The sequence below is a fragment of the Sphingosinicella sp. BN140058 genome, assembly GCF_004135585.1.
In the GTDB taxonomy this organism is placed as follows: domain Bacteria; phylum Pseudomonadota; class Alphaproteobacteria; order Sphingomonadales; family Sphingomonadaceae; genus Allosphingosinicella.
Genome location: NZ_CP035501.1, coordinates 5,241,170 through 5,261,410 on the forward strand (window position 1 = coordinate 5,241,170; position 20,241 = coordinate 5,261,410).

Annotated in this window: 19 protein-coding genes; 10 read left to right on the forward strand and 9 right to left on the reverse strand. The window is 66.5% G+C overall.

Features of this window, described 5'->3' with window-relative positions:
• The first annotated feature begins 38 nt into the window (after positions 1-38).
• The 3 genes from ETR14_RS23785 (at position 39) to ETR14_RS23795 (ending at position 3,558) form a co-directional block, all read left to right on the forward strand.
• Positions 39-1,166 (forward strand): alpha/beta fold hydrolase, encoded by a 1,128-nt coding sequence (locus tag ETR14_RS23785; protein WP_129389906.1) that lies wholly within the window; start codon positions 39-41, stop codon positions 1,164-1,166.
• Positions 1,167-1,179: 13 nt separating this feature from the next.
• Positions 1,180-3,087 (forward strand): patatin-like phospholipase family protein, encoded by a 1,908-nt coding sequence (locus ETR14_RS23790; protein ID WP_129389909.1) that lies wholly within the window; start codon positions 1,180-1,182, stop codon positions 3,085-3,087.
• Between the two features lie 81 nt (positions 3,088-3,168).
• Positions 3,169-3,558 (forward strand): VOC family protein, encoded by a 390-nt coding sequence (locus ETR14_RS23795; RefSeq protein WP_129389912.1) that lies wholly within the window; start codon positions 3,169-3,171, stop codon positions 3,556-3,558.
• Positions 3,559-3,619: 61 nt separating this feature from the next.
• Here ETR14_RS23795 and ETR14_RS23800 read toward each other — a convergent pair whose 3' ends face one another.
• Positions 3,620-4,114, reverse strand: coding sequence for a glycine zipper 2TM domain-containing protein (locus ETR14_RS23800; protein ID WP_129389914.1), 495 nt, complete (start codon positions 4,112-4,114; stop codon positions 3,620-3,622).
• 94 nt (positions 4,115-4,208) lie between these two features.
• The gene (locus tag ETR14_RS23805; RefSeq protein WP_129389917.1) at positions 4,209-5,003 is read right to left on the reverse strand and encodes a polysaccharide deacetylase family protein; all 795 of its coding nucleotides are present in this window, start codon (positions 5,001-5,003) and stop codon (positions 4,209-4,211) included.
• A gap of 180 nt (positions 5,004-5,183) precedes the next feature.
• Between ETR14_RS23805 and ETR14_RS23810 the strand changes: the two genes are divergently transcribed.
• The 3 genes from ETR14_RS23810 (at position 5,184) to ndk (ending at position 8,881) form a co-directional block, all read left to right on the forward strand.
• Complete coding sequence (locus tag ETR14_RS23810; RefSeq protein ID WP_129389920.1) at positions 5,184-6,494, forward strand: L,D-transpeptidase family protein; 1,311 nt, start codon at positions 5,184-5,186, stop codon at positions 6,492-6,494.
• A gap of 109 nt (positions 6,495-6,603) precedes the next feature.
• Positions 6,604-8,130, forward strand: coding sequence for a M20/M25/M40 family metallo-hydrolase (locus ETR14_RS23815; RefSeq protein WP_129389923.1), 1,527 nt, complete (start codon positions 6,604-6,606; stop codon positions 8,128-8,130).
• Positions 8,131-8,458: 328 nt separating this feature from the next.
• On the forward strand, positions 8,459-8,881 hold the full coding sequence (gene ndk, locus ETR14_RS23820; RefSeq protein WP_129389926.1) for a nucleoside-diphosphate kinase: 423 nt from the start codon (positions 8,459-8,461) through the stop codon (positions 8,879-8,881).
• Positions 8,882-8,963: 82 nt separating this feature from the next.
• On the opposite strand, the gene ETR14_RS23825 is transcribed toward ndk, so the two are convergent.
• From ETR14_RS23825 to purM, 4 genes are read right to left on the reverse strand one after another with little or no spacing between them, the layout of a single operon-like run.
• The gene (locus ETR14_RS23825) at positions 8,964-9,890 is read right to left on the reverse strand and encodes a hypothetical protein (RefSeq protein ID WP_129389929.1); all 927 of its coding nucleotides are present in this window, start codon (positions 9,888-9,890) and stop codon (positions 8,964-8,966) included.
• Positions 9,890-10,789 carry a hypothetical protein gene (locus tag ETR14_RS23830; protein WP_129389932.1) on the reverse strand — a complete coding sequence of 300 codons (900 nt, stop codon included), beginning with the start codon at positions 10,787-10,789 and terminating at the stop codon, positions 9,890-9,892. The genes ETR14_RS23825 and ETR14_RS23830 overlap by 1 nt, the downstream gene beginning before the upstream one ends.
• Before the next feature lie 49 nt (positions 10,790-10,838).
• On the reverse strand, positions 10,839-11,471 hold the full coding sequence (gene purN / locus ETR14_RS23835; RefSeq protein ID WP_129389935.1) for a phosphoribosylglycinamide formyltransferase: 633 nt from the start codon (positions 11,469-11,471) through the stop codon (positions 10,839-10,841).
• Entirely contained in the window at positions 11,464-12,558 is a 1,095-nt protein-coding gene (purM, locus tag ETR14_RS23840) for a phosphoribosylformylglycinamidine cyclo-ligase (protein WP_129389938.1), read from the reverse strand. Before purM ends, purN begins: the two co-directional genes overlap by 8 nt.
• 114 nt (positions 12,559-12,672) lie before the next feature.
• On the opposite strand from purM, the gene ETR14_RS23845 reads away from it, so the two are divergent.
• Genes ETR14_RS23845 through ETR14_RS23860 form a run of 4 tightly spaced genes read left to right on the forward strand, consistent with a single transcriptional unit; the run spans position 12,673 to position 18,179 of the window.
• On the forward strand, positions 12,673-13,911 hold the full coding sequence (locus tag ETR14_RS23845) for a heavy-metal-associated domain-containing protein (protein ID WP_243455661.1): 1,239 nt from the start codon (positions 12,673-12,675) through the stop codon (positions 13,909-13,911).
• Position 13,912: 1 nt separating this feature from the next.
• Positions 13,913-14,542, forward strand: coding sequence for a DnaA ATPase domain-containing protein (locus ETR14_RS23850; RefSeq protein WP_243455662.1), 630 nt, complete (start codon positions 13,913-13,915; stop codon positions 14,540-14,542).
• Complete coding sequence (locus ETR14_RS23855; protein WP_129389941.1) at positions 14,539-16,701, forward strand: RNA degradosome polyphosphate kinase; 2,163 nt, start codon at positions 14,539-14,541, stop codon at positions 16,699-16,701. Before ETR14_RS23850 ends, ETR14_RS23855 begins: the two co-directional genes overlap by 4 nt.
• Before the next feature lie 14 nt (positions 16,702-16,715).
• Positions 16,716-18,179, forward strand: a complete 1,464-nt coding sequence (locus ETR14_RS23860) for a Ppx/GppA family phosphatase (RefSeq protein ID WP_243455663.1) — start codon at positions 16,716-16,718, stop codon at positions 18,177-18,179.
• 22 nt (positions 18,180-18,201) lie between these two features.
• Here the strand turns inward: ETR14_RS23860 and ETR14_RS23865 are convergent, their stop codons facing one another.
• From ETR14_RS23865 to rnd, 3 genes are read right to left on the reverse strand one after another with little or no spacing between them, the layout of a single operon-like run.
• Positions 18,202-18,579, reverse strand: a complete 378-nt coding sequence (locus ETR14_RS23865) for a putative quinol monooxygenase (RefSeq protein WP_129389944.1) — start codon at positions 18,577-18,579, stop codon at positions 18,202-18,204.
• A 44-nt stretch (positions 18,580-18,623) separates the two neighbouring features.
• Positions 18,624-18,932 (reverse strand): I78 family peptidase inhibitor, encoded by a 309-nt coding sequence (locus tag ETR14_RS23870; RefSeq protein ID WP_129389947.1) that lies wholly within the window; start codon positions 18,930-18,932, stop codon positions 18,624-18,626.
• Positions 18,933-18,934: 2 nt separating this feature from the next.
• Positions 18,935-20,110 (reverse strand): ribonuclease D, encoded by a 1,176-nt coding sequence (gene rnd, locus ETR14_RS23875; protein ID WP_129392330.1) that lies wholly within the window; start codon positions 20,108-20,110, stop codon positions 18,935-18,937.
• Positions 20,111-20,241 lie beyond the last annotated feature (131 nt).

Genomic DNA, 20,241 nt, shown 5'->3' on the forward strand with positions numbered 1-20,241 from the left:
CCCTTGGCGCGGGCTGCGCTTCGGTGCAGCCTGCCGCAATGCTGTCGCTCGCCGCTTTGCTCGTCTCGCTCTCGGCTCAGGCCGCGGCGTCACCGCCCTCCACGCCGCAGGTTCCGCCGATCGCCGGTGCGACCTCGCCAGCGCCGCCCGAAAGAAGCTGGCCGACGCAGGAAGGGGATTATGTCCTCCGCAATTTCCGCTTCCGCTCCGGCGAGACGCTGCCGTCGTTGCGCATTCACTACACCACCCTTGGTACGCCGCATCGCAACGCGGCGGGTGACATCGACAACGCCGTCATGGTGCTGCACGGCACCGGCGGCACCGGCAAGCAATTCCTTTCACCGCAGTTCGCCGAGCAGCTCTACGGGCCGGGCCAAGTGCTCGACATCACCCGCTATTGGATCATCCTGCCCGACAATATCGGGCACGGCAAATCGTCAAAGCCCTCCGATGGTCTGCGCGTGCGCTTCCCGAAATATGATTATGACGACATGGTCGACGCACAGCACCGCCTGCTGCGCGATCATCTCGGCATCAAGCGCATGCGCCTGATCATGGGCACGTCGATGGGCTGCATGCACGCTTTCGTCTGGGGCGAGACCCACCCGGAGTTCAGCCGCGCGTTGATGCCGCTCGCGTGCGAACCCGTGCAGATCGCCGGTCTCAACCGGATGTGGCGGCAGCTGCTGATCGACGGCATCAAGGCCGATCCGGCCTGGGCGGGTGGGGACTATACGGCCCAGCCGGCGCAGGGTCTGCGCACCGCCGCAACGCTGCTTTTCGTCGCCGGCACTGCCCCGCTCCAGCTCCAGAAGAGCTACCCGACCCGCGATGCGGCTGCCGATTATGCACGCGGCCGGATCGAGACGTCGATGGCGAACCTCGATGCCAACGACCTCATCTACCAGGTCGATTCCTCGCGCAATTACGATCCCTGGCCGAGGCTGGAGGCGATCACCGCGCCGACGATGTGGATCAACTCGGCCGACGATTTCATCAACCCGCGCAACTTCGACTTTCCGCAGCGGGCGGTGGCGCGGATGAAGGATGCCCGCTTCCGCATGATCGAGGAAAGCAGCGAGACACGCGGCCACGGTACCCACACCTGGGCCACCTTCTGGAAGAACGATCTGGCCGCCTTGCTGACGCGAACCGCGCGCGACTGAAGGGAGCACCGCAATGCGCGCACAGGGGCCGACCCGCTATTGCGACCTGGTGATGAAGGGCGGCATCACCAGCGGGATCGTCTACCCCAATGCCGTGCTTGCGCTCAGCCGCGACTTCCGTTTCAAGAATATCGGCGGCACGTCGGCCGGCGCGATCGCCGCCGCAGCGACGGCCGCTGCCGGAGTCGGGGATCGCAAGAAGGTCACCGGCGCAAGCCTTTCCGGCGAGCCTGAACAGGCCGGGTTCGAAGGACTCGGGCAGGTGGCGTCGACCCTTGCTACGGAAGGGTTCATCGCCTCGCTGTTCCAGCCGGCTGCGGGCTTGCGGAGCGCGTATCGAGCCCTCGTCGTCGTTGCCGGACCGTCGGGCGCCGCGCGGAAGTCCCTCGCCGTCCTGTGTGCGGTCTTCGCCACCGCTCCCGCCGAGACCCTGGGTCTGCTCGGCCTGTTCCTCGCGGCAGGCTATGGCATCGGGGGCAGGGAGGGACTTCTCGGCGCAATGGTGCCGGCCTTGCTCTGCGCCTATCTCGGCGGCGCCATATTCGCTTTGCTGCGGCTCGCCCGGGTCGCCCGGCGCAACCTGCTCGGTCTGTGCTCGGGTCTTGGACGTCCGCGATCGTCGCCGGCTCTCACTCAATGGCTCCACCAGGTGCTGCAGCAGCTATCCGGCAAGCCGATGGCCGAGCCGCTTACCTTCGGCGACCTCTGGAACGCCGATCGCTATCCTGACGAGCCCGTCACCGCGCGAGCGATCACGTTGCAGATGATCACCACCGGCATATCCCACCACGAGCCGCGAACGCTTCCGTTCGAGACCGGTGGATTCTGGTTTCGGCGTGACCAGTTCGATCGTCTGTTCCCGTCCGAGCTGGTCGCGTGGATGGTCGAGCGTGCAGGGCCGCCGGATCGGGTGGACGGGATCGACTATCATCGTCTGCCGACGGGCGCCGACATGCCGGTGCTCGTTGCGATGCGGATGAGCCTCAGTTTCCCTCTGCTGCTCAGCGCCGTGCCGCTCCACGAAGTCGCCGCGCGGGACCGGTCGCGTCCGGTACAGCAAGCCGCGGGGAGCGCAGACGCGGAAAAGACGTTGCTCGCGAGCACCGATCGGCTGACGACCAGCGGCGATGCCCCGGTGACACGGATCACGGCGATGCGGGTCTGCTGGTTTTCGGACGGGGGCATCACCAGCAACTTTCCTCTCCACCTCTTCGACGCGCCCTTGCCGCTGTGGCCGACCTTCGCGATCAATCTGGTTTATCCCGAGGGTGACCGGACCACCGCCGGGGTGGGTGCCGCGTCGGAAAGAAAGGCGATCGAGGATGCCGTGTTTCTCCCTACGGAGAACAACCAGGGCTGGCAGCGCACCTACCGCCCGATCGCCCGCACGCTGGCGGCGGGCGAAATCTCCCGCTTTCTGTTCGCAATCATCGCGACGATGCAGAATTGGCGCGATCTGCTGCAGTCGCGCGCGCCGGGTCAGCGCGACCGGATCGTCCACATCGCGCTCGATCGCAGCGAAGGCGGGATGAACCTCGCCATGCCCCAGGAGGTGTTGACCCGCATCTCCGCGAAGGGCAGCCGGGCCGGCGAGTTGCTCTACGATTTCAGCTTCGACAATCACTATTGGATACGCTGGCGAAACCTCGCCTCCGCGCTGCAGCGCTACACGATCCAGATTGCGGAGAGCGACGCCGGTGGGCCCACCATCGCAGCCTATCGGGCGGCCTATAGCTTGCCCCGATCCGGATCGGGAGAGCCGCCCTCCTACAAGTTCCGCACGCGCGAGCGGCGCATCGCTTCCGAGCAATTGTTCGAAAATCTGGTTGAGCAAGGCGAGAATTGGAAGGCGCGTGGCCCGGACCTCACCGCCGACGCACCGCGTCCTCTACCTCAGATGCGGATCGCGCCCACCTACTGACACGCGCTTCCGGTTCGATCGACAATCACGGCAGCCTCGGGCAAGCCAGGCTTCGAGGCGCTGCGTATAGAAGGAGAGTCCATGTTCAGCCACCTGATGGTCGGTACCAACGACGTTGACGCTGCAAAGCATTTCTACGACGCGCTGCTCGGCACGCTGGGTGTGCCGCCGGGCTTCGTCGACGATCGGGGACGGGTCTTCTGGCGCAGCAGGACGGGGGCGTTCGCCGTCAGCAAGCCGATCGATGGTGAACCGGCGTGCCATGCCAATGGTGGAACGATCGGCTTTGCAGCGTCGAGCCCGGAGATGGTCGATGCTTGGCATGCCGCCGGCCTCGCCCATGGCGGCACCAGTTGCGAAGCTCCGCCAGGTGCTCGCGAGGGCCCGTTCGGCAGCCTCTACCTCGCCTATTTGCGCGATCCCGACGGCAACAAGCTCTGCGCGATGCACCGGATGCCGCGCGAGCAATAAGCAAGGAAAGGGACGGCGCACCTTCGGCGCGTCGCCCCTCTCGATTGTGCCTGACGGATGATCAGCGGCAGCGAACGCTGCCGCGCTCGACTTCACGGCCGAGCAGGGCGCCGGCGCCGCCACCGATCAGGGTGCCGAGCAGGCTCGAACGGCCGTTGTCCAGCGCATTGCCGAGCAACGCGCCCGCCGCGCCGCCGATAATCAGCCCGGTGGTGCCGTCGGGGCGGCGGCAGTAATAGCGCCCGTTCGAACCGCGGTAGACCCGGTCGTTGCGGCCGAGCCGCCGCTCGCGATAAGCGCTGCCGTCGCGATAGTATCGATCGGCATAATAATTGCGGCTGCCGGGTTCGTAACGGTTGTAATCGTAATTGCGGTACTGGCGCCAGTCGCGGCGGGTTTGGCGATAATTCCGCTGCGCCTGGCGCGCTTCCCGCCGTTCCTCGCGAGCATGCTCTCGCGCTTCCCGGACGTCGCGGCGGCTCTGAGCCTCGGCCGGCGCCGACATCGATGTGGTGAAGCCGGCAAGCATTGCTGCGGCGATGACGAGCTTCTTCATGAAGCTGCTCCTTGCTGATGATGTTCGGCGGAATTAGCGCCGAACACGCCGAAAAGTTGCAACCTGCTATGATTATCGCCGGCTATCGAGGGGTTCAGGGGTGCGCCTTGGCCCAGTCGAGCGCCTGCTGAAGCGTCGTCACCCACACCTCCTTCCGATGCGCGGCGAGCCATTCGACCAGAGCGCGGTGCGCGTCGCCGGACACCTGGAGATAGTCGCCGGCGACTCCGTGAAACAGGAACACGGCAAGGCCGCCGCCGTCGCGGCCCTGCTCGGCGAAGGCGATCAGGTCGCGTCCGGTGGCGCTTTCCGGAAAGCCGCGCGCCGGCACGTGCATCAAGTCGAGCTTCGACGCGTCGGCGCGGAGATCGTCGGGCGTGACGTCGACGCCTCGAACATAGGTGACGAGATCCGCCTTGCGCAGCGCCTCGAGATAATCGATCCCGCCGGCGACGCTCTGCCCGCAGGGTGTCGCCATGCCGTGGCGCGGCTTGCCGTCGATCGCGGTGAGGAGGACGTTCTGCTGCTCGATCTCCTTCAGCATGCTCGCTGTCGTGTAGGCTTCCGATGTGTAGCGCGGGTCGGCGGGGAAGCTTGCGGCGGAGCAGGGGTGGAAGATCGTGTGGTTGCCGAGTTCATGGCCTTCCGCCGCCGCGGCCCGCCAGCGCGGCAGATCCGGCTGCTTGACGCTGGACAGAAAGAAGGTGCCCTTGAACCCGGCCTGATTCAGCAACGGTACCGCATGATCCAGCTGCGAGGTGAGCGCATCGTCATAGGTAAGCACCACTGCTGCCTTGGCGCCGTTCGGCCATTTGGTGGTCGCGAGGGCGGGTGAGGCGCCGCACAGCAGCGCGAATGCCAGTGCAGCAGCGGCGATCGGCGTCTTCATCTCGCATCCCCCTCGGTAACCATCGGAGCGTAGGACGGGCGCCCGCATCGCACAATCATTGCGCGTGGTGCTCGCATCGGCAGCTCCGTTCATGCGTTCTCAAGGCCTGTCGGTCGGGCAAGGAGGAATCTGGTGATTTGGTTCGGGGTGGATTCAGCTACGCGCGCTTATGGAGCCCGGATGAATCGTAAGCGCCTGCCTGTTCTTCTCGCCTTGCTGACGGTGAGTGCGTCCGCAATCGCCGCACCGGCACCGATCGGCCGCGACAGCCGCCCCATCGAACCGGTCGAAATACCGCCCAGCGTCCAGCAGGGTGTCGACATGATCTTCGTCGATTCGGAGATCGCACCCGCGGTTCACAAGCGGGAGGGCCTGCTGAAGGAGATCGGGCTCGAGGCCGAGGCGGGGTCCGCGTCCGACCTCTTCCTGCCCGCAAACCCGGTCTACACGCAGCTGCGCCGCGGCCTGGTCCGCTACCGGGCGAGCTGGGGCAGCCTCCCCCAGATCCAGATCCCCGCCGGTCCGGTGCTGAAGCCGGGCGCCAAGGGCGAGCGGGTGGCGCTGCTGCGCGAGCGGCTCGGCGTCGCCGCGGGCAGTGCCTATGACGATGCGCTTGCTCGAGCGGTAAAACGTTATCAGCAGGTGCACGCGATCAAGGCGGACGGCATCGCCGGGGAGGGGACGATCGCGTCCCTCAACCGGGGGGCGGCCTACTACGAGCGCGTGCTGATGCTGAACCTCGATCGCGCGCGCAGCCTTCCCGGCACCGACGAGCAGGGGCGCTACGTCATCGTCGACGTCGGTGCTGCGCGATTGTTCATGGTCGAAGGCGGCGACGTACGCGACAGCATGAAGGTGATCGTCGGTAAGGCGGCTTCCGCCACGCCGATGATGGCCGCGCAGATCCGCTACGCCAGCGTCAATCCCTATTGGAACGTCCCGGCCGATCTGGCGCAAACCCTGGTTGCGCCCAAGGTGCTCAGCGAGGGGCTCGGCCACATCAAGGCCGAGCGATACGAGATCCTGTCCGATTGGACCGACGATGCCACTCCTGTCGATCCGGCGAGCGTCGACTGGCAGGCGGTTGCCGACCGCAAGACCGAGTTGCGCATTCGTCAGTTGCCCGGGCGCGGAAATTCGATGGGCGCGATTAAGTTCATGCTGCCCAACGATTTCGGCATCTATCTTCACGATACCAACGACAAGTCTCTGTTCGGCAAACAGGATCGCTGGCTCAGCAACGGCTGCGTCCGGGTCGAGGATGCCAGGCGCCTCGCCGATTGGCTGTTCGGCGCGATGCCGACCGGCAAGGATCCGAACGTCGAAGAGGATGTCGAACTCGATCGACCGGTTCCCGTGTACATCACCTATTTGACGGCCGAGGCCGTGGCCGACGGCGTGCAGTTCCGCGCCGATCCCTATTCCCGCGACGCCGCTTTGGTGAACCGCTACGCGACGGCCGAGGAGCGCTCCGCGGCATCGGGAGGCTGAGAGGCCGGGGCGGTGCGCCGTCCCGTTCCGCTTTGCCGCCATTGTCGTGCCTTGACCTCGCCGAGGGTCTGCCGTCTCTTGTCGACAAACAAGAAGAGGCGGGGACTCGATGGACCAGAACGACATTCGGACGAGCCGGCGTACCCTCTTGCAGGCGGCTGCGGTCGGGACGGCGGCGCTCGCGCCCGGGCTGGCCCTGGCCGCGCGTTCCGGCGACATGGCGGCGCTTCGCCGTGCCGCCGAACAGGGGCGCGAGGCCGCGATCGCGCGCATTCAGGACTGGATCCGCAATCCGACCATCGCAGCCGAAAAGTACAAGGTCGAGGAAGGCGTCGCCTACATGTCGACGCTTGCGCGCGAGGCCGGCTTCCAGAAAGTCCGGACTGTGCCGACCGGCGGTGTTCCGGCGGTATTCGCCACCCTGGACGTCGGCGCGCCCAAATGGATGGGCATCTACTTCATGTACGACGTGAAGCAGTTCGATCCGGCCGAGTGGTCGGTGCCGCCGCTGGAGGCGCGGATCGTCGATCGGCCCGGCGTCGGGAAGGTGATCATGGGACGCGGCGCCGTCAATCAGAAGGGGCCGGAAGGCGCCTTCCTCGCCGCTCTCCACGCCTTCAAGGCATCAGGGCGCAAACTCCCGGTCAACCTGGCCCTGATCGCCGAGGGCGAGGAGGAGATCGCGTCGCCCAATTTCCTCAACGCCATCAAGGACCCGGAAGTCACCGCGACGATGAAGAAGTGCGTCGGCGTGATCATTCCGACCGCCGGCCAGGCGCCGAACGGCAATGCGACGATCAGCCTGGGCGCCAAGGGCGCCGTGGAGATGGAGATCGTGTCGAGCAGCGCGCGGTGGGGTAGGGGGCCGGCGCAGGACATCCACTCGAGCCAGTTCGCCAGGGTCGACAGCCCGGCCTGGCGCCTCGTTCAGGCGCTGAACACCTTGATCAAGCCGGATGGGCATACCCCCGCGGTGGAGGGCTTCTTCGATCGCGTGCAGCCGCTCACCGCCCGGCAGAAGGCGCTGATCGCCGAGGCGGCGCGCAAGAGCAGCGAAGCCGATGCCAAGAAGAGCCTCGGCGTTCAACGCTGGATCGAAGACGAGAGCTGGGAGCAGTCGCTCGTCCGGCTCGCCGAGCAGCCGACGATCAACATCCAGGGTCTCGTCGCCGGCTATACCGGGCCGGGCGGCAAGACGGTCCTGCCGCACCGCGCCGTCGCCAAGGTGGAGATGCGCCTGGTACCCGACATGACCAGGGACGACAGCGTCGCCAAGCTCAAGAGACATCTCGAAAAGCACGGCTTTCCGGACATCGAGATCAACGTCACCGGCGGGTACGGGCCGAATCAGACACCGGAGGATTCCGCTCTGATCAAGGCGCAGCAGACAGTGCTCACCCGTGCGGGCGTGACCTGGGCGCTCAATGTCCGAAATGCCGGTTCATGGCCCGGCGTGGTGTTCACCGGCGATCCGCTGCGCCTGCCGGCGGGACAATTCGGCCTCGGCAGCGGCGCCGGCGCGCACGCACCGGACGAATATTTCGTGATCGAAAGCGCAAACCCGAAGATCGCCGGCATCACCGAGCAGACCATGGCCTATGTCGACCTCCTCTACGAGGTGGCGGCGCAGGCCTGAAGCGCAGGATGCGCCGAGCCGTCGAGCCGTTAGAGAGTGGGCGCGCCGGCGCTGTCGAGCTGCAGGCGACCGGAGACGGCACGATAGGCAAGAACGACGAGACTAAGCATGACAAGCACCTGATTGAATTGGAAATCGCGGCGCATGTGGCGCGGGTCGCGTCCTTGCGCAAATGCAACGATTTAGCCTGCGAGTGCGTTTGTTGCACTGCAGCATAAGTACGTAGGCCCGCGGTGAGATATCCTTCCGGAGGCCCCCTCTTTCCCCGGCGCCATTCTCCCTCTAAAGCGCCGGCCAATTCTTCACCCCAATCATGGAGCTTCACGGCATGGCGACCGAACGCACTTTCTCGATCATCAAACCCGACGCGACCCGTCGCAATCTTACCGGCGCCGTCACCGCCAAGCTCGAGGAAGCCGGCCTGCGCGTCGTCGCGTCCAAGCGGATCCAGATGTCTCGCGAGCAGGCCGAAGGCTTCTACGGCGTTCACCGGGAGCGTCCGTTCTTCAACGACCTCGTCACCTTCATGACGTCGGGCCCGGTCGTCGTTCAGGTGCTGGAAGGCGAGAATGCCGTCCTTCGCAACCGTGAAGTGATGGGGGCGACCAACCCGGCCAATGCCGACGCCGGCACGATCCGCAAGGAATTCGCCGAATCGATCGAAGCCAATTCGGTCCATGGCTCGGACAGCCTGGAGAATGCGAAGATCGAGATCGACTTCTTCTTCAAGCCCGAGGAAATCGTCGGCTGAGACGCCGCGGCGTCGGCGCACCAGTTGGTGCGCTTCTGACAAGGCCGGTCCGGTTCTGAACCGGGCCGGCCTTTTCCTTGGATCAGAGCAGATACTCGTCCTTGTAGGGCGCGTAGAGCGGATCGCCCCGCAGCGCCTCCGCTTTGGGGCGAAAGCGCTCGAGCACATCGTCGCTGACCAGCGCACCCGTGACCGGCTCCGCCGGACGGATCCACTGCAGCAGCCGGATCAGGGGGCGGAGCCGGTTGGCGGTCGCCGCCCGCGAATATTGGATGAACATGCGGTCTCGCAACGGCCGCCCGATGGGCAATCGGCGCAGAAGCCGCGACAGGCGCGGATACCAGCGGATCTCGATGCCGGAGAGGCCTTCATTCACCCGCTCCACCGAAGGTGGGCAGGGATCGAGGCCAAGCTTCGCCTCCAGCAGTTCGACGAACGCCCCCGCATCATCGCGGAGCAGCTCGTAGGGAAGAATAATCAGGCGGTCGCCGAAGGCAGCCCGGTAGAGGCGAATGAGACCGCTATAATCCCAGGCATGGGCGCTCGGATGGCCTTCCGACCCGAAGCCTTCGCGCAGGGCGAAGAATTCGTCCGCGCCGCCGGTCCTGACATATTGCGAATAGCTCGACAGCATCATCGAGCGAAATCCGCGGGTGATCATTAGCACGGAGGCATCGGGGAAGAGGGCCGCGAGCGTGCGACAGACCTCGGCCTGCGCCTCTGGCAGCTGCAGGCCATGCATCCGCCGATAGTCGATGTCGCGAAGACCCACGAACGGGTGTGGGGTCGCCAGCCCCTCCGCACTCGAGACCCGCCACCGGATCCCGGCAACGGGCTCCGCGCTCTGCCTGGCGACGTCGTAAAGGTCGCGATAGCCCGCGATCCCACCCTCTACATACCCGATCTGCGGGTGAGCGGCGAACCAGCGCTGGAGAAAGGTCGATCCGGCCTTGGCGAAACCGATGTGGATCAGGTGACGGGGCTCGCCATGGACTGGACCGGCCCGCATCAGAACAGATATTCCTGGGCGTAGGGCGCATAGACGGGATCGTGCCTGAGGCTGTCGGCGCGGCCGCGGAAGAACTCGACATTGGCATCTGAAATGAGAGAGTCGGTGACCGGCGTGCGCGGGAAAAGCCGTTGCAGCACGCCGATCGGGCGCGCCCAGGCATTTCTGGTCACGCCCCGCACATAGCGCCGGTACAGCGCGTCGCGAACGCGCCCGCGAAGGGGGAGACGGCGCACGACGCGGGTGATCCGAGGGTACCAGCACAGTTCGACCGGCGAGAGCGACGGATAGAGCCGCTCGGTCGGGAGCTCGAACCTGTCGACGCCGAGGCGCGCTTCCAGCACGCGCAGAAATGCGGAAGAATCGGCACTTAGCAGTTCGTAGGGAAGAACGATCACCCGTTCGCCGAACGCCGCGCGATAGAGACCGATCAGATAATCGTAATTCCAGGCATGCTCGCCCCGCTGATCTCCCGAGCCGTTCCCGCGCGCGAGCATGTCCAAAAAGTCGCGATCGCCGCCTTCCCGGACATATTCCGAGTAGCCCGACAGCAGCAAAGTGCGAAAGCCGCGGGTGAGGAGCAATATGGTCGCGCCCGGGAAAAGTTCGGCCAGGATGTCTCGGGCCCTGGCCTGCGCCTCCGGTATCGGTCCGCCCCAGTCGCGATCGAACACGATCTCGCGCAGGTTGGGCCGCGGGGAGGCGAGTTCCTCGGCGCTGGTGACTCGCCATCTGACATCGCGGCTGGGCTCGACACTCCGCCGCGCGAGGTCGAACACGTTGCGAAAGCCCGCGATGCCGCTGTGCATGAAATCGAGCTGAGGATGCGCCCGGAACCAGTGGCGCACGAAGTGCGAGCCTGCCTTGGCATAGCCGATGTGAATGAGATGGCCGCTCACCCGGCTACGCCTGTCACGATCACTGTTCCCCCGTCCAGCGCTTCGACGCTTAAGCGAGGTCGGCCTCCGGCGCCAGTCCGTCCCGGAAGCGGGCGGCAAAAGCATCGAGCGCCTGGGGGTAGAGCTTGTGCTCCTCCTCCAGCACCCGCGCCGCCAAGGTCTCGGCGGTGTCACGCTCCCGGATCTTCACCTTGGCCTGGGCGAGCACGGGACCGTCGTCGAGCGCCTCCGTGACGATGTGGACGGAGCAACCCGCCCACTGATCTCCGGCGGCGAGCGCGCGGGCGTGGGTGTCGAGCCCCTTGTAGAGCGGCAGGAGCGAGGGATGGATGTTGACGATCCGGCCCTGCCAGCTGCGGATGAAGCCGGGCGAGAGCAGGCGCATGTAGCCGGCAAGCGCGATCAGCTCGACCCCATGCTTGCGGAGTTCGGCATCGAGCAGCGCGTCGAACTCCTCGCGCGCGATCCCCTTGTGGCTCTTCGCCCAGGTCTTGATCCCGAGCGTCCGTGCGACGACGAGCCCTCGCGCCTCCGGAACGTTCGAGGCGGCGAGCACGAGATCGTAGGATCGCTCCTGCCGCCGCCGATATTCGGAAAGCGCAGCCATGTTGGTGCCGCGGCCCGACAGCAGCACCCCGACCCTGACTCGACCCGCCTGCGCCGGCCCGTCCGGCTCAGCCATTGTGGGTCGCGGTCCAGTCCCCCCGGGCCGACCACGTTCCGCCGGAGCCGCGTACCGTGCAGCCCTTGGGACCGGTAGCGATCCGGCCGATGCGGAGCACGGTTTCGCCGGCCGCTTCCAACGCCTCGCTCACCGCCGCCGCTTCCTCCGCACGGACAATGACCGCCATGCCGATTCCGCAATTGAAGGTGCGCGCCATCTCCTCAGGCTCGATATTGCCCTGTGCCTGGAGGAAGGCCATCAGTCGGGGCTGCGGCCAGGCATCGGCATCGACGAAGGCGTGGAGATCGTCAGGCAGGACGCGCGGGATGTTCTCCAGCAGGCCGCCACCGGTGATGTGGGCCATCGCCGCGATTCGTCCGCCGCGGACCAGCGGCAGCAGAGATTTGACGTAGATCCGGGTCGGTGCGAGCAGCGCCTCGACCAGCAGCACGTCCTGATCGAACAAAGCGGGGCGATCGAGCTTCCAGCCCTTGTCCGTGGCGAGCCGGCGCACCAGCGAGAAGCCGTTGGAATGCACGCCGGACGAGGCGAGGCCGAGGATGACGTCGCCGTCCTGCACAGCATGGCCGGTCAGCGCCTCGTCGCGTTCGACGGCGCCGACGCAGAATCCGGCGAGATCGTAGTCGCCGGCGGCATACATGCCGGGCATTTCCGCGGTCTCGCCGCCGATCAGCGCGCAGCCGGCCTGACGGCATCCGTCGGCGATCGAGGCGACGACCTGCTCGGCAACGCCGCTCTCGAGCTTCCCGGTCGCGAAATAATCGAGGAAGAACAGCGGCTCGGCGCCCTGTACGATGAGATCGTTGACGCACATCGCCACCAGATCGATGCCGACGCCGTCGTGCCTGGTGAAATCGATGGCAAGCTTCAGCTTGGTGCCGACGCCGTCATTGGCCGCGACCAGCAAGGGATCGCGATAGCCTGCCGCCTTCAGATCGAAGAAGCCCCCGAAGCCGCCAAGCGAGGCATCGGCGCCCGGTCGCGCCGTGCTTTTCGCCAGCGGCGCGATCGCCTTCACCAAAGCGTTGCCCGCCGCGATCGAAACGCCAGCCTTGGCGTATGTATAGCTTTCACCCTCGCTCATGGGCGCCGCTTAGACTTTGATCGAGGGAAGGGGAAGGGGAGGCGGTTGGTCGAAACCGGCGACCTCGGCCACATCCCCCTTGGATTTCGCCGCCCGAGCGGCCAAAAGGCGGGCGTGAAGCGTCTTCCCCGTCTGCCCCTGATCCTTGGTCTCGTCGCGACTCTCCTCGCCGGCGGTGCCGTTTACGCCCAACTCGAAGGCGCCGACCGCGGCGTGCCGCCGATCGACAGCGCCTCCACGTTCGAAGTGACCGGTGTCGAGGTCGACGTCGCCGGCCCCACCGCGGAAAAGGCGCGGCAGGAGGGATGGCGGGAGGCGCAGGCCAAGGCGTGGCGAGCGCTCTGGGCGAAGACCAACGGTAGGCCGATTTCCGAAGCGCCCAATCTGCCCGATTCGACCCTGAACGGAATGGTCTCGGGCATCGTCGTCGAAAACGAGCAGATCGGCCCGAAGCGCTACATCGCGACCTTGGGCGTGCTGTTCGACCGCGCCCGAACCGGCCAGTTGCTTGGGGTCAGCGGTCCGGTGCAGCGCTCGGCGCCGATGCTGGTGATCCCGGTGATGCTGACCGGGTCCTCCTTCCAGAGCTTCGAATCGCGCACCGAATGGCAGAAGGCCTGGGCTCGCTTTCGCACCGTCAACAGCCCGGTCGACTATGTGCGCCCCACCGGCTCCGGGATCGATCCGCTGCTGCTCAACGTCTCGCAGACCCGCCGGCCAGGGCGCGGCTGGTGGCGGATGCTGCTCGATCAATATGGCGCGGCCGACGTGATCGTCCCGGAAGTCCATCTGCACCGCCTCTATCCGGGAGGACCGGCGACGGCGATGTTCGTGGCCCGCGCGGGGCCCGACAATCGGATCCTGGGACGTGTGCAGCTCAAGGCGGAAAACGGCGCGTCGATCGCGCGCCTGTTCGACGAGGGCGTCCGCCGGCTGGATCAGATCTACAGCCAGGCGCTCGCGGGCGGGCAGCTTGCCCCCGATCCTTCGCTGGTGGTGCCGGAGCCGCCGCCGATCGAGGAGTTCGAGCCGGAAGCGCCGGTCGCGACCACACAGCCGTCGCTGCCGCCGCCGACTGACACGCCGACGACCCCGACTGCGGTCGCCACCAGCTTCAGCCTGCAGGTCGACACGCCCAATGCCGCGGCGGTCAATCGTGCCGAGCTGTCGGTGAGCCGGATCGGCGGCGTCACTTCGGCGCTGACCACCAGTCTGGCGCTGGGCGGAACGTCGGTGATGCGGGTGACCTATATGGGCGACTCGGCCGCTTTCCAGCGGGCGCTGGAGGCGCAGGGCTGGCGCGTCTCAGGCTCGGGATCGAGCCTGCGCATCAGTCGCGGCGGGGGCGAGTGACGTGGCTCCGGCGGCTGGCCAGATCGCGCTTCCGCTCGATTGGCCGGTGGCGGATCGCGACGAGGATTTTCTCCTGTCTGATGCCAACCGGCCTGCCTTCGATCATCTGAAGCGCTGGACGCTGTGGCCGGTCATGGCCACCCTGTTGACCGGTCCGCGCAAATCGGGGCGGAGTCTGATCGGCCGCATCTTCGTGCGCAAGACGGGCGGCCGGCTGTTCGACAATGCCGAGCGGCACGAGGAGGAAGCGATCTTTCACGCCTGGAATCATGCGCAGGAGACGCGCCGACCGCTGCTCATCGTCGCCGACGCCCCGCCGCCCGCCTGGAGCGTCGCGCTCCCCGATCTGCGCTCCCGCCTTGCGGCGACCCCGCAGATCGAGATTGCGGCGCCCGACGATGGCCTGATCGCCGATCTGATCGTCAAACTGCTCGGCGACCGCGGCATCGCGGTGCCGCCCGACGTCGCCGAGTTCATCGTACCGAGGATCGAAAGGTCCTATGTCGCCGTTCAGCAGGTCGTGGATGCCCTCGATCGTGCCCTTCTCTCCCGCGGCGGCCGGATGACGGTGCCGACCGCGAAGCGTGCCCTTGGCGAAGCCGGTCTGATCCGGCGGGCGAAGGCGGCATGATCGACGGCCCTCTCTCCTCTGCCGAGTCGGTCGAACTTGACGAGCTGCCGCTCGGGCCCGAGCAGCCCTATTTCAATCGAGAGCTGAGCTGGCTCGCGTTCAATCGGCGGGTGCTCGACGAAGCCAGCAATCCCGCGCATCCGCTGCTGGAGCGGGTCCGCTTCCTGTCGATTTCGGGCAACAATCTCGACGAGTTCTTCATGGTCCGGGTTGCCGGCCTCAAGGGCCAGCAGATCCTGGGCGTCGAAGAGGCGTCGGCGGACGGCATGACTCCGTCGCAGCAGCTGATCGCGATCGCGGCCCATGCCGATCGTCTCACCCGTGCCCAGCAGCGTGTGTGGCACGATCTGCGCGACGAGCTCGCCAAGACCGGCATTCACGTGCTTGGCGGCGAGGACATTCCCGAGGAGGAGGGGGCCTGGATCGATCGTCACTTCCGGGAGCAGATCTTTCCCATCCTCACGCCCCAGGCGATCGACCCCGCCCATCCCTTTCCTTTCATTCCCAATGCCGGCTTCTCGCTGATCTTCGATCTGAAACGCCTCTCCGACGGTGAACCGATCCGCGAGCTGCTGATGGTGCCGTCGACGCTGCCGCGTTTCCTTCGGCTGCCTGGCAAGGCCGGGCATTACGTCTCGGTCGAGACGTTGATCCGGCGCCATATCGGCACGATCTTCCCTGGCTACGAACTGCTCGGCGGCGGCGCCTTCCGGATCATCCGCGACAGCGACATCGAGGTCGAGGAGGAAGCCGAGGATCTCGTCCGCTATTTCCGGAGCGCAATCAAGCGGCGCCGGCGCGGGCGCGTCATCCGCCTCGCCTTCGAGGCGGACATGCCGGACAATCTCAAGACGCTGGTCAGCGAGGGGCTGGACGCGAAATATGCGCTCGTCACCTCGTCCAGCGGCTTCCTCGGCATCGCCGACGTCCAGGCGCTCGTCGACGAGGATCGGCCGGATCTCAAATTCCCGCCCTTCGACCCGCGCTTTCCGGAGCGGATCCGGGAACATGGCGGCGATTGCTTCGCAGCCATCCGCGCCAAGGACATCGTCGTCCATCACCCCTATGAAACGTTCGAGGCGGTGGTCGAATTCCTGAAGCAGGCGGCGGCGGATCCGGACGTCGTCGCGATCAAGCAGACGCTCTACCGCGCCGGCAAGCAGTCGGCCGTGATCCGCGCGCTGATCGACGCCGCCGAGGCGGGCAAGTCGGTAACCGCGGTCGTCGAGCTCAAGGCCCGCTTCGACGAGGAGCAGAATCTGCTCTGGGCAACCGCGCTGGAGCGCGCGGGTGTCCAGGTCGTGTACGGTTTCATCGACTGGAAGACCCACGCCAAGGTGTCGATGGTCGTCCGCCGCGAGGAGAAGGGATACCGGACCTACTGCCATTTCGGCACCGGCAACTACCATCCGGTGACGGCGCGCGTGTATACCGATCTGAGCTTCTTCACCGCCGATCCGCGTGCGGGCCGCGATGTCGGCCAGTTGTTCAACTACATCACCGGCTATGTCGAGCCGCAGGGCCAGGAACTCATCACCATGTCGCCGCACGGTCTGCGCGACGAGCTGACCCGGCTGATCGAGGCCGAGATCGCCAATGTCCGCGCGGGGCGTCCGGGGATGATCTGGGCCAAGATGAACTCGCTCGTCGATCCGGCGATCATCGACAGCCTCTATGCGGCCAGCCAGGCGGGCGTCGCCGTGGAGTTGATCGTGCGCGGCATCTGCTGCCTGCGGCCGGGCGTGCCCGGGCTCTCCGACCACATTCGGGTGAAGTCGATCATCGGCCGCTTTCTCGAGCACAGCCGGATCTGGTGTTTCGGCAACGGCGACGACCTGCCCAATCGCAAGGCGCTGGTCTACATCAGCTCGGCAGACTGGATGCCGCGCAACTTCGATCGCCGCGTCGAATATATGCTCCGGATCGAGAACCCGACCGTGCACGCGCAGGTGCTCGATCAGGTGATGGTCGCCAATCTCATCGACAACGAGCAGAGCTGGCGGCTCAATCCGGACGGCACCTACGAGCGCCTTCATCCCGGCGCCGAGCCGCCGTTCAACCTGCACCGTTATTTCATGACCAACCCGTCTCTCTCCGGGCGCGGCGCCGCGTTGCGGAGTGGTGCTGTGCCGAAGCTGCGCATCCACCGCGGTCAATAAGGATCACCACGCCAGTGCCACAACGCGAGCCGATCGCGATCATCGACATCGGATCAAATTCGGTGCGCCTCGTCGTCTATGCGGGCGCACCGCGAACGCCCAACGTCATCTTCAACGAAAAGGTGCTCGCCGGGCTCGGCGCGAGCCTCGCGGAGACCGGCCGTCTCGCCGAGGATGCGCAGGAGCGTGCGCTGGCCGCCATGCGGCGCTTCAAGCTGCTGATCGAGCAGATGCGGGTGCGGCGAACCTGGGTGGTCGCCACCGCCGCTGCGCGCGATGCTGGCAATGGCGAGGCGTTTCTCGATAGGATCCGCGACCTCGGCTTCGAGCCCGAAGTGATCAGCGGCGAGATGGAGGGCGTTCTCGCTGCGGAGGGGGTGCTCTCCGGCATTCCGGCGGCGGAAGGGATGATCGGCGATCTCGGCGGCGGCAGCCTCGAGCTTGCCGAGGTCGGCCGCGGCAAGGTCGGCCGCAGCATCTCGCTGCCGCTGGGCGTGCTCCGGATCGGCGAGCCGGACAAGAAGGCCGAAGTCCGCGTCGCCGCAACCCTGCGCAAGGCGCTTGCCGACACCGGATTGGGCGCACGCGGCAGGGGGCGCCCCTTCTACATGGTCGGCGGCTCGTGGCGCGCGCTGGCCAGGCTCGATCTGATCGCCACCGGCTATCCGTTGCCGATCACCCACCAATATCCGATGCCGCCGTCGCGGCCTGAAGAGCTCCGCAAGATGATCCGGCTGCTCGACAAGGCCGACCCCAAGTCGATCCCGACGCTGACCGCCTCGCGAATCCCGACCCTGCCCGCGGCCAAGCTGGTTCTCTCCGCCGTTGCCGACGAATTGCAGCCGAGCGAGCTGATCGTGTCGAGCTTCGGCATTCGCGAGGGTCTGCTCTACCACCGGCTCTCCGACGAAGAGCGCCTGCTCGATCCTCTGCTCGAAGCCGCGCGCGAAGCGGGACGGGGGCTCAGCCGCTTCGGCGAGCATGGCGATCTGCTCGATGCCTGGATCGCGCCGATCTTCGATGATGCGCCCGATCACGCCCGGCTGCGCCTGGCCGCCTGTCTGCTCGCCGACGTCGCCTGGCAGGCCCATCCGGACTTCCGCGCCGAACGGGGCCTCGAAATGGCGCTGCACGGCAATTGGGTCGGCGTCGACGCGCCGGGGCGCGTGATGATCGCGCAGGCGCTCTGGGCGAATTTCGGCGGCGGCCGCAGCCTGCCGGACAAGAAGGTCGCAGCCTTGTGCAGCGAAGCCGATCTTGGCCGCGCGGCCTTGTGGGGGCTGGCGATGCGGCTCGGCCAGCGCCTCAGCGGCGGTCTCGCAGCGAGCCTCGCCCGCAGCAAACTCAGCTGCGGCAAGGGCATCCTGCGCCTCTGCCTGCCGCGCGGCGAGGAAGCGCTCTACGGCGAGACCGTCGACCGCCGCTTCCGACGTCTCGGTGCCGCGCTCGGCAGCAAGACCGAGGTGACCACCTTCTGAGCAGCCCGCACGCCGGCGGCTTCTAGAGTCCGTGACCTCCGATCGGGATCGTTTCCGCGATACCGGCCATGCTCGCGATCAGCGGCCGACCCTTGCCGATCGCCGCCCGCACGGACGGCAGCGACAAAGACGCCGCATGCGCGTCCTTGTCGGTCCAGGCTTCGGTGATCCACAGCGTGTCGGCATCGGCCGGGTCTTCGGCAACGATGTAGCTGAGACAGCCGGGCATTCCGGAGACGCCGTCGAGCAGGATCCGTGCGAGTTCCGCGCGCTTGCCCGGCTTCGCGGTCACCTTGCCGATCAGCCCGTAGCGTGACGATGCGGTCGCGCTCGCGTCGGCCGGGGCCAGCACCGCTGTCGCAGTGGAAGCGGCGATGAAGGTTCTTCGATCGATGCCCATGCGCCGGTTGTAGGCACCCGCCCGGCGGATGCAATCGCCGCGACTCAGCCGCAGCGTATGCGGGTCACCATGTTGGTCTGGTCGAGTTCGATGTTCAGGCGGTCTTCGCGGAAGTCCATCGTCACGATGCCGTCATGCGGGATCCAGCGGAGCGTGCCCGCCCCGGAGAGACGCATCGCTTCCGCCGCAAGGGACTCGCTCGCAGCTTTGCCGACCAGCTTCTGGGCGGCCTCGGCCTTGCAGGTGCGGCCACTCTCGCCATGCGCCGCAGCGTCTTCGCCCGAAGCGGCCGAGAGGCTCGCGCAGCCGTTCGCCATCATCAGCAGCATCGCCGCTGCCGCCATCTTCCGCATTGTCACTGTCCCTGTTCCGTGCGGGTCATCATCAGCTTGCCGCCGCGCACCGCGAAAGCGAGCCGGCCCTCGACGAGATCGAGCGCGTCGCGTCCGAATTCTTCGAACCGCCAGCCGGTCAGGATAGACAGCCCGTCGCGCCGGCCGGACGCGAGCATTTCCAATTCTTCCGACTTGGCGATCAGGCGGGCCGCGACATTGCCCTCGCGCGCCCGGATCTTGAGCAGCAGCTTCAGCAGGTCCGCCACCAGCGCACCTTCCTTGCCGAGGCCGGGGCCGCGCTCCTCGCGTCCCGGCATCTCGTCCGCCGGCAGCGGTTTCGCGGCGGCGAGGGCCGCCATCAACCGGCCGCCGATGTCGTTGCCGCCCCACGCAGGAGACAGGCCGCGCACCCGGGCAAGGCCCTCCTGGCCCGACGGCGGGTGGGAGGCGACGTCGGCGAGCGTCTCGTCCTTCATAATCCGGCCGCGCGGCAGGTTTTTCGACTTGGCCTCGTTCTCACGCCAGGCGGCAAGCGCCTTCAGTCGCCCGAGCACGTCGGCCTTGCGGCTCGAGATCCGCACCCGCTTCCAGGCAAGATCGGCCTCGTTCTCGTAATTGGACGGGTCGGCGAGCCGCTCCATTTCCTCGTCCAGCCAGTCGCCGCGCCCCGTGCGGCGAAGCCGCTCGAGCATCTTCGGAAACAGGGTGGCAAGATGGGTGACGTCTCCGATCGCATAGTCGATCTGGCGCTTGTCGAGCGGCCGGCGGGCCCAGTCGGTGAATCGCGCACCCTTGTCGAGCGTCTTGCCGACCAGGCTTTCGACGAGGTTCGAATAGCCGACCTGTTCGCCGAGGCCGAGGGCCATCGCCGCAATCTGCGTATCGAACAGAGGGTGGGGAGTCTTGCCGGTAAGATTGTAGACGATTTCGATGTCCTGGCCGCCGGCGTGGAAGACCTTGAGCACGTCTTCATTGTCGACCATCAGATCGAGCAACGGGGTCAGATCGAGCCCTTCCGCCTTAGGATCGACGGCCGCCGCTTCCTCGGTATTGCCGATCTGGATCAGGCAGAGATCGGGCCAATAGGAGTTTTCGCGCATGAACTCTGTGTCCACGGCCACGAAATCGGACCTGGCAAGACGTTCGCAGAGGGTCTTCAGCGACTCACTGTCGGTAATCAACGGATGAATATGCATCGCGCGCCTCATAGCGGGCAGCATTGCCGATGACAAAGCCAGCGTGCGTGCGACCTGCCCGGGGGCGACGACAAACGCCTCCGGCTTGACAAAACCGGCCTTGGCCGCGAACGCCGCAGCCGAAACCACCA